The organism is Lentzea jiangxiensis (genome assembly GCF_900104175.1).
Classification (GTDB): domain Bacteria; phylum Actinomycetota; class Actinomycetes; order Mycobacteriales; family Pseudonocardiaceae; genus Lentzea; species Lentzea jiangxiensis.
On record NZ_FNIX01000006.1, the window covers coordinates 12,942 to 23,758 of the forward strand.

General features: G+C 70.1%; 13 protein-coding genes. 9 read left to right on the top strand and 4 right to left on the bottom strand.

What is annotated here, in order from left to right; all coding sequences use genetic code 11:
* On the bottom strand, positions 1–1,266 hold the full coding sequence (locus tag BLQ91_RS19075; protein ID WP_090098257.1) for an SLC13 family permease: 1,266 nt from the start codon (positions 1,264–1,266) through the stop codon (positions 1–3).
* A 195-nt stretch (positions 1,267–1,461) separates the two neighbouring features.
* On the opposite strand from BLQ91_RS19075, the gene BLQ91_RS19080 reads away from it, so the two are divergent.
* The 3 genes from BLQ91_RS19080 to BLQ91_RS42740 all read left to right on the top strand — a co-directional run bounded on the left by BLQ91_RS19080 (position 1,462) and on the right by BLQ91_RS42740 (position 3,951).
* A complete protein-coding gene (locus BLQ91_RS19080) occupies positions 1,462–2,292 on the top strand; it encodes a DUF4082 domain-containing protein (RefSeq protein WP_090098258.1) in 831 nt (276 codons plus the stop codon).
* The gene (locus tag BLQ91_RS42120; RefSeq protein WP_245733636.1) at positions 2,247–2,564 is read left to right on the top strand and encodes a class I SAM-dependent methyltransferase; all 318 of its coding nucleotides are present in this window, start codon (positions 2,247–2,249) and stop codon (positions 2,562–2,564) included. Before BLQ91_RS19080 ends, BLQ91_RS42120 begins: the two co-directional genes overlap by 46 nt.
* Before the next feature lie 328 nt (positions 2,565–2,892).
* Positions 2,893–3,951, top strand: coding sequence for a sensor histidine kinase (locus BLQ91_RS42740; RefSeq protein ID WP_245733638.1), 1,059 nt, complete (start codon positions 2,893–2,895; stop codon positions 3,949–3,951).
* Positions 3,952–3,953: 2 nt separating this feature from the next.
* On the opposite strand, the gene BLQ91_RS19095 is transcribed toward BLQ91_RS42740, so the two are convergent.
* The 3 genes from BLQ91_RS19095 to BLQ91_RS19105 form a co-directional block, all read right to left on the bottom strand.
* Positions 3,954–5,282 carry a purine-cytosine permease family protein gene (locus BLQ91_RS19095; RefSeq protein ID WP_245733645.1) on the bottom strand — a complete coding sequence of 443 codons (1,329 nt, stop codon included), beginning with the start codon at positions 5,280–5,282 and terminating at the stop codon, positions 3,954–3,956.
* 75 nt (positions 5,283–5,357) lie between these two features.
* A complete protein-coding gene (locus BLQ91_RS19100; RefSeq protein ID WP_143022714.1) occupies positions 5,358–6,002 on the bottom strand; it encodes a hypothetical protein in 645 nt (214 codons plus the stop codon).
* Between the two features lie 62 nt (positions 6,003–6,064).
* Positions 6,065–6,616: a hypothetical protein gene (locus BLQ91_RS19105; RefSeq protein WP_090098261.1), complete on the bottom strand. Its 552-nt coding sequence runs from the start codon at positions 6,614–6,616 to the stop codon at positions 6,065–6,067.
* A 57-nt stretch (positions 6,617–6,673) separates the two neighbouring features.
* On the opposite strand from BLQ91_RS19105, the gene BLQ91_RS19110 reads away from it, so the two are divergent.
* The 6 genes from BLQ91_RS19110 to BLQ91_RS19135 are packed head-to-tail and all read left to right on the top strand — an operon-like array spanning position 6,674 to position 10,730.
* The gene (locus BLQ91_RS19110; RefSeq protein ID WP_090098262.1) at positions 6,674–7,126 is read left to right on the top strand and encodes a YbaB/EbfC family nucleoid-associated protein; all 453 of its coding nucleotides are present in this window, start codon (positions 6,674–6,676) and stop codon (positions 7,124–7,126) included.
* Positions 7,123–7,431, top strand: coding sequence for a hypothetical protein (locus BLQ91_RS19115; protein WP_090098263.1), 309 nt, complete (start codon positions 7,123–7,125; stop codon positions 7,429–7,431). The genes BLQ91_RS19110 and BLQ91_RS19115 overlap by 4 nt, the downstream gene beginning before the upstream one ends.
* On the top strand, positions 7,428–7,913 hold the full coding sequence (locus BLQ91_RS41410; protein WP_090098264.1) for a DUF6346 domain-containing protein: 486 nt from the start codon (positions 7,428–7,430) through the stop codon (positions 7,911–7,913). Before BLQ91_RS19115 ends, BLQ91_RS41410 begins: the two co-directional genes overlap by 4 nt.
* Positions 7,910–9,211, top strand: a complete 1,302-nt coding sequence (locus BLQ91_RS19125) for a WXG100 family type VII secretion target (protein ID WP_090098265.1) — start codon at positions 7,910–7,912, stop codon at positions 9,209–9,211. Before BLQ91_RS41410 ends, BLQ91_RS19125 begins: the two co-directional genes overlap by 4 nt.
* Entirely contained in the window at positions 9,208–9,651 is a 444-nt protein-coding gene (locus BLQ91_RS19130; RefSeq protein WP_090098266.1) for a DUF6346 domain-containing protein, read from the top strand. Before BLQ91_RS19125 ends, BLQ91_RS19130 begins: the two co-directional genes overlap by 4 nt.
* 32 nt (positions 9,652–9,683) lie before the next feature.
* Entirely contained in the window at positions 9,684–10,730 is a 1,047-nt protein-coding gene (locus BLQ91_RS19135) for a hypothetical protein (RefSeq protein ID WP_090098267.1), read from the top strand.
* Positions 10,731–10,817 lie beyond the last annotated feature (87 nt).

The window sequence follows — 10,817 nt, forward strand, 5'->3', positions numbered from 1 at the left end:
TCATCCTCCGATCACGTGCAGGGACGCCCACAGTGCCACGACGGCGCCCGCCAGGGTGGCGGGCACGGCGAGCAGGCCGAGCTTCGTGAACTCCGGCAGGTGCACCTCGGTGTCGTGGTCGTGCACGATCCGCCGCCACAGCAACGTCGCGAGCGACCCGGCGTAGGTCAGGTTCGGGCCGAGGTTCACGCCCAGCAGCACCGCGAGAACCGCCCCAGGCCCCATCGGCGCGACCAGGGGCAGGAGCACGAGCACCGCGGGCAGGTTGTTGATGACGTTCGCGAGCACGGCGGCGACCGCGGCGACCCCGAGCAGCGCCCACAGGTCGTGCCCGCCCGGGATGACGTTCCGGAGCAGGTCGTCGAGGCCGTTGTCGACCACGGCCCGCACCACGACGCCGAGGCCGATCACGAACGCGAGGAACGGCAACGACGCGGCCCGCACGAGCTTCCGCACCGTCGTGCGCTTCCGCACGAACGCCCGGACCGCCATCGCCAGCGCCCCCGCGCAGGCCGCCCACGCCGGGTCGACCCCGGTGGCCGACGCGACCACGAACCCGACGAGCGTCAGCGCCACCGCGGCCAGCGCGAAGACGGGCAGTTCCCGCGGAGGCGACGACCTGGGCGCGTGCACCGGCGCGTCGAGGTCGGTGCGGAAGAACCGCCGGAACACCAGGTACTCGGCCGCGATCGCCACGAGCCACGGCAACGTCATCAGCGCCGCGAACCGCGTGAAGCTCAGCCCGCTCGACGCGAACGCCAGCAGGTTCGTCAGGTTCGACACGGGCAGCAACAACGACGCGCTGTTGGACAGGTGCGTGCACGCGTAGACGTGCGGCTTCGGCCGGACGCCGAGCTGCGCCGCCGTCGCGAACACCACGGGCGTGAGCAGCACGACCGTCGCATCGAGACTCAGCACCGCCGTGGTCACCGAGGCCGTGACGAACACGCTGCCCAGCAACGTGCGCGGTCTGCCGCCGGACGCCCGCGCCATCCAGGTGCCGCAGGCGTGGAACAGGCCCTCGTCGTCGCAGAGCTGCGCGAGGACGAGGATGGCCGCCAGGAACCCGATCACGGGTCCCAGCCGCACCGCCTCGTCCACGGCGTGCTCGACCGGCAGCGCCCCGACCCCGACCACGAGCACCGCCGCCGGCACCGCGACCGCCGCCTCCGGCAGGCCCCACGGCCGCACCACCGCGCAGACGAGCACGGCGACAAGCAACAAAACGGACAGCGCCAGCACGGGATCCTCCTGCGCCGGCGGCATTTCCGGCTTCTCGGCCGCCGCAGACTCTAGGTCGTGCCCCGAACCGGCTCATCTCGGCCGCCGCGCTCTTGATCGCCTGCCGGATGCGGAAGTGCGTACCGCACGGGGCGGCGTCCTGCTCCAGCCAGGGTGCGACCGCACGACCGATCGGAGGATCACCGTAACCGCGGCTCCACCAGGGACGATCTGCCGTACATGAGACGATTGGCCGTTCTGCTCCTGGCACTTGTCCTGGCCTCCCCCGCTCCCGCCCTCGCGGCGGACGCCCCGGTGGCGATGATCTTCTCGCCGACCGCGGAGGCCTCGGTCCCGCTGAACCAGCCGCTGCTGGTGATCGGCGGTGCCGTCAACGGCGAGTCCGGCGGCATCACCGACGTCGGCTTCTCCACCGACAACGGCACGAACTGGACCACCGTCGACGCGACCGGCGAACGGTGGTCGGTCGTGCTGTGGCCGTCCGTCCCCGGCCCGCTGACGATCCACGCCCGCGCCCACACCGCCTCGACGACCAGCCCGGTCACCGCGTCCCGCACGATCCACGTCGGCGGCACCACGGTTCCCGCACTCGCCCACGAGACCTCGCTCGTCTTCCACGACACGCACAACCCGACGGTCGACGACCCCGACACCGAGGGCGTCGAGCTCGGTCTGCGCACGAAGGTCGACCGTCCCGGCGCGCTCACGGGCGTGTTCCTGCGGCGCGGCGCCTACACCGGTCCCGTGACCGCGCGCGTCTGGACCTCGAACGGCACGCTGCTGGCCGAGCAGGACGCACCCGGTGCCACCTACAGCCAGCGGATCACCTTCACGACACCGGTTCCCGTGGTGCCGGACACCGAGTACGTCATCTCGTACTACACGCCGTCGGGCGGCTACAAGGTCACGGAGAACTACTTCGTGGGCAACCTGGTGCAGACGCCGTTCCTCCTGCCGGCGAACGCGGGCGTGTACCGCTACGGCGGCGGCTTCCCCACCGCCACGTGGGCCGCCGGCAACTACTGGGTGCAGCCGATCTTCCGCCCCTGACCCGGTGCGCGAGAGGCTCAGCGAAGGCGGCCGACCGCTGGACCGCTCGCGCGGGCGACTGGTGGGACGGCTTCTACGCGGACCGCTCGCGCGAGGTCCCGTTCTTCGCGGCCGAGCCGGACGAGAACCTGGCGGGCTACCTGGAACGCGGCCTGGTCACGCCCGGCCGGGCGCTGGACGTCGGCTGCGGACCCGGCCGCAACGCGGTGTTCCTGGCGCGCCACGGGTTCCAGGTCGACGCCGTGGACGTCTCGGCCACCGCCATCGAGTGAGCCGAGGAGCGGTCAGAAGGCCTCGGCATCCGGTACCGCCACGGTGACGCGTTCACGACCGAGGGCTCCTACGACCCGGACGACCTCCGGTGGGTCTTCCAGGACCTCGCCGAGGTCGAGCTCCGCCGGATGACGGAGGAGGCCCGGACAGCGCGTTCTTCGGCAAGTCGTTCCTCTGGACGGGGCTGTTCCGAAAGCAGCAGGTGCAGCCTCCGAACGCCGGTGTCCGGCAGGCGGAAAGGCCGGCCGTCGCCACCTGCGAAAGTAGGGACAATCCCCTGCTCCAGTAGGTGATCCGGAACACAAAACCGCCAGTATCGTCACCCGCGTGACACGGGCCCGGGATCTGGCGCTGGTGCTCCTCGTGGCAGCGCCGGGGGTCTGCCGCGAGTTCGTGGTGCCCGCGCCGTCCCGCCTGGTGGTCGCGTCGACGGCGTTCTACGTCGTGGTCCACCTGCTCGCGGCGGGCGCGCTGTGGTGGCGGCGGACGCGTCCGGGGGCGTCGGGCCTGGCAATCGCTTTCCTGACCCTGCTCACCCCCACTTTCGCGTCGTTCGCGTCCGCGTTCTCCGTCGCCCACGCGGCGCGGCACCGCTGGCTCGTGCCGGTCCACGCGCTGACGTGGGTGGTGGGCGCCGGCGTGTGGACGGTGCCGGACGGTCTCGTCGGCCCCGGCGCGGTCGTGATCGCCGGCCTGACCGGCCTGTACCTGGGCGAGCGGCGCACGCTCCGGCAGATGCTCACCGAGCGGGAGTGCGAGCTGCGCGTCGAGCAGGCCCGCGCGGACGAACGCACCAGGCTCGCCGCCGAGATGCACGACGTCGTCACGCACCGGCTGAACCTGATGGTGCTGCACGCCGGGGCGTTGCGGATGGCGGCGAAGGACGACGGTGTGCGCCAGGCCGCGGAGGAGCTGCGCACCGCGGGCCGCCAGGCGCTGGCGGAACTGCGCGACCTCGTCGGCGTCCTGCGGTCCGGCCGCGCCCCGCGCATCCCGGACGTGCTGCCCGACCGCCTGTCCCGCCTCGTGGCCGACTCCGCCGCCACCGGCCTGGAGGTCACCCTGACCGAGCACGGCGACGCGGACACCATCTCCCCCGCCGTGCGCCGCACCATGTACCGGGTGGTGCAGGAGTCGCTCACGAACGTGCACAAGCACGCCCCCGGCGCCCACACCGAGATCACGATCCACTGTGGACCGAGCAGCGCCCGCGCGGTCATCCGCAACGCCCGGCCGTCGGCTCCGGGTCCGGCGCTGTCCGGCTCCGGCGGCCTGCTCGGCCTGCGCGGCCGCGTGGAGATGGTCGGCGGCACCCTCACCGCCGGCCCGACCGACGACGGCGGTTTCGAGGTGGACGCCGTCCTGCCCGCGTTCGTGCCGACCTGACCTCAGGCGGCCTTCCCGGTCACCTCGCGGCGGGTGGCCCTGCGCGTCCTGATGCGCAGCAGGTCCCACCGCCCAGCGGCGACGTACAGCGCGAACGCGAGCACGAAGGAGTTCAGACCGGACAGCCCGAACGGCATCACCTCGCCGGCAGTGGCCGCGACGAGCCAGATGCCCACCGTCGCGGGCACCCACGAGGGCGCCGACCTCGGCACGAGCGGGCGGGTGGAGACGAGCTCGTTCCGCCAGCACCGCACGACGTGGTACTCGGCGACCATGATCCCGGCGACCGGCGGGAACACCACGCCGAGCAGGACCAGGAAGTGGCTGAAGTGGGCCGCGACGCCCGCAGCCGCGAGGGAGCTGCCCGCGCACCCCGCCACGACCGTCACCTGCGCCCGGCTGACCCGCACCGAGAGGACGGCGTCGAAGAAGTTCACGAGCCCGAGCGAGGCCGAGAGGAGGTTCCAGTCGTTGATCTTCAGCGCGACCGTGACGACGATCAGCGCCCCGGCCCAGCCGCCGGTCGAGCCGATGACGCCCATGACGTCCGTGGTGCCCAGCGCGTGCGCGATGACCACACCCACCAGGCCGATGACCCACTCGCCGGCCGTGACCCCCAGGACCGCCTGCTTCACGACGTCGCTCCCGTCGCGGTGGAAGCGCGTCACGTCCGGCGAGACGACCGCGCCCACGGCGAAGCTGCCGATGACCAGCGTGATCGCCGTCAGCATCTCGATGGACGGACCGGGAGCGGGACCGCCCAGGACGTTGACATCGTTGACGTTGGCGAGCACCACCCACGCGAGCAACCCCAGGAACGCGGGCACGGCCACATACGACGGCCACGCCGTCCACCGCGCACCACAGGCCGCGATGACCGTGACGACGGCCCCGAACACCAGCGCCCACACCGGTGCCGGCACCACCCCGGCGACGTTCGCGAGCACCGCCCCGGCCAGGCCCGTCTGCACCCCGAACCACCCGGTGCACGACAGCGCGACCACCATCCCCAGCACCGCCGATCCGGCGTGACCGAACCCGGTCCACCGGCTGAGCAGGGCGGTCGGCAGCCCTTCCCGCCACCCGATGGTCCCGACGGCGACCGCCACGACGCCGACCAGCACCGCCCCGACCGTGAGCGCGACGAACGCACCCCAGAACGACATGCCGAACCCGAGCGTCGCGCCGAGCAGCACCTGGCTGAGCGCGGTCGTCTGCCCGAACCGCTGAACCGCGACCGACCACCACCGCTGCCGGGCACCACAGGGGACACGGCTGAGGGCCTGATCATCACGCCCGGCGCGAGAGGCCTCGACCATCCCTCGGATCACACCCGGACAGTAATGGCCACCCCACGATCGAGCTACGGACACGCGGCACGGATGGGTGAATCACCACCGCGCAATTCACACAGCGACACAATTCATCGCCAACGCGATCCGCCGGCGCGCCACCAGCCGCGTCTGGTGCACGTCCACGCCGAACCCGAGCGCGGGCCGCCGCTCGAACCGGTCGTAACTGCGGCTGAGCAGCCAGTGAGCCGCCTCGGGAGTGATCAGCTCCAGCCGCACCTCGTCCCGCAACCGGCTGAGCGCCTCGTCGACCTGCCTCGTCAGGAACGCGTGCCGCGTGAGGCTCCCGTTGATCTCGTCGACCATGAACACCATCGCGTGCGGCACGTCCCCGTACGCGTAACTGCACAGCAGCGCCAGGTATCCCGCGTCGATCGACCGGTCGCCGATCCAGCACTCCCCGAACCGCAACCCGGCGAGGTCCCACCGCGGCGGCTCCTGGTGCGCCGCCGCCTCCTTCGCCCACGTCCCGGGCCGCCCGGGCAACAGGTGCCCCAGTGCCGTCAGCAGCGCCGCACTCCGCCGGCTCGGCACCTTCTCCAGGTGCCGGACGACGACCTCCCACAACTCCTCGTTGCGGGCGAAAGGCCCCACCATCGCGCTGACCTGCAACTCGACGTCGAGCGGATCGGTCAGCTGCGGCAGCGGACGCCCGGCATCGACCACCGCCTGCTGCATGGGGGTCAGCCTCGTCCGCACGGGCGGAGATTAGACCGAACGGCGCAACGCGAAGGCCCGGTTCACCCACGCCATCACGCGGATCACCCCATCGAGACCGCTTCCCGCACCCCGTCGGCCAGCACCTCGCCCGGAAGCTCGAACTGGACCCCGCCCTGAGCGGTCACCAGCACCGTGACCGGCCGCTCCAGCGCGTTCACGACCACCGCCAGCTCGACCCCCAGGAACCGGTGCCAGTACGGCGGCCAGTCGCGCGGACACGCTCGTCGCGACGCGAAGACGTCGACCACGTCCCCTCGCACCACCAGGTGCTCGCGCGGCCGGCGGGAAGGATCGGCGGGCAGCACGAGCTCGGCCGCCAGCACCGCGTCCACCAGTTCGCCCTTGTCCGCGTACCCGCGCCGCACGAGGTACATCACCGACTCCAGGTCGTTGTCGAAGACGACCTCCCGAGGCCGGTACCGCGGGTTCGGCACGTACTGGTCGGTGATCTCGCCCCGCTCGTCCACGAGGTAGCGCCCGATCACCGCCTCGGCGGAGACCTCGTCGTACGCCGGGTCGATCACGTGCAGCCAGTTGCTGGGCGCGCGGCGGGCGCGTTCCCGCATCTCCCGGGTGATGAGCGGCTTGACCATGCACACATTGTGCTGAATCGGCCACGTGCAGTCAGCGCGAATGAGAACATCCGGATCATGACCGATCCGCACCAGTTCCTCGCGAACTTCGAGGGACGCCTCCAGCAAGCCCAGGAACAGGCGAACGCGATCCAGACCGCGTTCCGCGAGTCCCGCACCGAGGCCCAGAGTCCCGACGGCGCCGTCCTCGTCACCGTGGGCTCCGGAGGCCGGATCGAGTCGCTCCAACTGACCCCGCGCGCCGACGACCTGGGCCACACCGCGCTCGGCCGCACGATCATGGACACCATCCGCCGCGCCCAGGTCGAAGCCGCCCGCAAGATCGAGGACACGATGCGCCCGATCCTCGGCGACGGCGAGGGCATGGCGTTCCTGCGCGAGCAGATCGACCGGGGCATCGCCGTGATCGACCCGGCGGGCACCGTGGAGGAGCCGAAGCCGGCACCGGGCCGTCCCGCACCGCCGCAGGGCGATGACGACGACTTCGGCGGGAGCTCGGTGCTGCGATGACCGGCGGTTTCCAGGCCCAGGCGGAGGCCATCGCGGCCCACGGCAAGAACCTCGTCGGGCAGCTCTCCCCGTCTCTGCAGGAGGCCGCGTCCGCCTCGCAGGTGAGCCTCGGCCCCGCCGTGATGGGTGAACTCTGCCAGCGCTGGTCGTGGATCTTCAACGACGAGCTGGACAAGGCGAAGCAACTGCTCGCCGAGCTGCCCAAGGCGTTCGAGGCCACGGGCGACAGCCTCTGTTCGACCGCGGAGACCTACCAGCAGACCGAGGACGGCAACCGCGCCTCGTTCCGGGGGACGGACGGGTGAAGCGCATCGCGATCGCGGCCGTCCTCTGGATCGTCGCGCTCTACATCGCCCAGTCAGGCCCGCGGTTCTTCGGAGGTGAGGCGGGTTCTGGCGGAGAGACGAAGGGCTACGCCCAGGACATCTCGTGTTCGAGGAACTGGTGGGCCTTCGGAGTTCTCTGGTCCTGTGAAGCCACCATCGTCGCCGACGACGGCGAGCGCTACCACTACAGCAACGGCAACTCCTCACTCACACCCGCTGACATAGGCAAACGCGTCCCGATGACCAACAACCGCGTGCGAACCACCCGGTCGTCAGCAGCGTCCGTGGAATGGGGGGTCACCGAAGAGCGCCCCACCAGCAAAGGCTTGGTGGTTCTCTGCCTCGTCGGCGCACCGGCAGTCGCGCTCTTCGTCACCTACCGCATGTTCCGCACCAGGAAGACCAGCGATGCGGAAGACCACGACCAGCAGCGGCCGAACCCGCAGGGGAGGAACCGATGAGCAATCCGTTGATCGCCAAAAAAGAAGACGACAACAAGCGCCTCGCCGGTGCCGGCATGTTCGACACCGCCGAGGACCTGGTCAAGCCCTTCGCCGAAGGCAAGGAGGTCGACGGGGTCGCCCTCGGCATCGACGGTGCCGCGCTGGCGTTGGACGTGGCCGGCTACCTCACGGACCCGCTGGGCACCCTGGCCTCGTCGGTCGTGGGCTGGATCATCGAGAACGTCGGCTTCATCCGGGAACCGTTCGACAAGCTCATGGGTGACCCGCCCGCCATCGAAGCCATCGGCACCACCTGGGAGAACATCTCCAAACGGCTGAGCGACGAGGCCAACGCATACGAGTCCCACGCCAAGACGCTCGACGACTGGACAGGCAACGCCGCTGACGCCTACCGCACCCGTTGCGCCAGCCTGGTCGCTCACCTCCGCGGGTCGTCGGCCGCGGCATCATCCGCCGCGAACAAGATCAAGGTCGCCGGAGCTGTGGTGGCCGCGACCAGGGCGCTGATCCGCGACCTGCTCGCCGACCTGGCAGGCACCCTGCTGGTGTGGGGCATCCCGGCCGCCGCCTCGGCGATCCCGACCGCCGGCGCCTCCATCGCGGCCTTCATCACCCGAGCCGTCATGAAAGCCGTCGAGATCGGCACGAAGATCGCCCGGTTCGTCGCCAAATTGTTCGGAGCGCTGGAGAAGCTCGGTTCCCTCGCGAAGACGGCAGGCGCGGCCATGCGGAAGCAGGCCGACGACCTCGCCGCCCTGAGCAGGCAGATGCCGAACAGCCGCTACGGCAACCAGCGCGCCGCGGAGCTCGCCTCCGATTCGGCGACGAAGGTGTCCAGGGCCGACACGCTCGACAACGTCGGTGACGGGCTCGGCAACGCGGGCAGGCGCGTCCAGGACGGTGTCGACAACGTGATGAACAAGGTCGACGACTTCGCCCAGCGCACCAGCCAGAAGGTCGACGACTGGGCGGCTCGTGTGAAGGAGAACGGCCCGGCGCGCAAACAGACCGTCAAGGACTTCTACGAGAGGATGAACCAGCCACCGCTGAACACGCGCAAGGAGAACATGGGTGGTCCTCAGGCGCCTGTCGGCCGTGCGGCGGACAGAGTGGACGCCCCGTTGAGCAAGGGCCTGCTCGACGGCCAGAACTGGGTGCGCGCGGTCTCCAGCAGGGACATCAGTCACCTCGTGCCGAACTGGGGCGACCTCGTCCACCCGGTGAAGGAGCTGTCGAAGGAACTGAACAAGGCCGAAGGCGGTGGCCACAAGCCCGCGGAAGAAGGTCGGAAATGAAGGCGAAACGAATCGCCGCCGCCGTTGTCCTGTGGATCATCGCCCTCTACACCGCCCAGGCAGGCACGCTGTTCTTCGACGGCGAAGCAGGCTCGGGCGGCGAGCCCAAGGGGCACGCCGAGAACATCTCCTGTTCCCGGAACTGGTGGGCCTTCGGCGCCCTGTGGTCGTGCGAGGCCACCATCGTGGCCGATGACGGCAAGCGGATCCCCTACCGCAGCGACAACTCGGGCCTCACTCCCGCCGACGTCGGCAGGAGCGTCCCCATGACCAACAACCGCGTCCGGTCCGGCAGATCGTCGCAGGCCACCGTCGAATGGGCCCTCGCCGAGCGCCGCGAGCCCAACAAGGTCGCGTACATGCTCTGCCTCATGGGCATTCCGGTCGTCGCCCTCGTCGTGACGTTCCGCATCTTCCGCGAGAAGAACCCGGCGACGTGACCAGGCGATCCATCCGCCCTACCATCACGCCGGTGGATGATCAGCGATCGCGGCCTCACATCCTCCTCGCACCGTGCTACGGCAATTCCAAGACCCGACGCCGTTACCACCAGACGATCGAGGCCGGTGTCGAGTTCGAGTCGAGGGAATACGCCGAACTGCTCGCGCCCGCCGACCTGACCGCGCTGCGGGCTCTTCACCCGTCCGGAGCGGCTCGCTTCTGGGGAGCGATCGCCACTCACGACAAGACGATGAACAAGCTTCGCACCGGTGACGTCGTGGTGTTCACCGGAGGCAACAGGGTGAAGGCCGCAGGCGAGATCGGACACTTGTTCCGCAACCCGCCGCTGGCGGACCTGATGTGGGACCAGTTCGATGATGAGCGAAGCTTCGTGAACATCTACAGCGTGCGCAACGTCCAGGTGATCGAACGGCCCCGACGGGAGGTCTGGCGCAATCTCGGGTTCGACGAGGGTGACAACGTCGCAGGGCAACGTCTCGTCACGGGTGAGCGAGTGGAGAGGATGCTGGCAGAGCTCCGCATCGTGCCGAGCCTTGCGCAGGCGCTGATCGGCGCACAGCTCGAAGCGGTCGACCGTGCGCTCGCCACGGGATCGCACATCATTCCCGTGGAAACATTCCACACAGACTCCGTGTCGCTGCACATCACCGAACGGATCACTCGGCACGAACGGGTGGAAAGCCGCCTCGTTTGCCGCTATCAGCAATTCCGTTCGAACGTCGTGTTCACGAGCTTTCGCACGCACAACGGCAAACGCGCCGATCTGTACCGCGTCGAGGACGACGAGGTCGAGATCCTGGAGGCCAAGAGCTTGGCCATCCACGAGAAGGTGCGCGAGGCCGCAGGACAGCTGCTCGACTACGCAGCGGAAAGCCCTCACCCGGTGACACGTTTGAGTGCACTGTTCCCGCTGCGGCCCGATCAGTACAGCGTCGACTTCCTCCACCGTCTCGGCATCGACTGCGTGTACCGATCGGGCGACGGTGCGTTCATCCGCGAGGAGGCTCCGGAGGAGCGCCGCAGGTACATGCTGGTGGTGTGGCGCGGCAAGGGTTGACCGGACGGAGGCGCGCCAGGGCCCTCGGTCCCCCTCGTGTCCCGGTAACACTGCACATATCGGACGCCCGCCCTGTCGCCCGAGAGC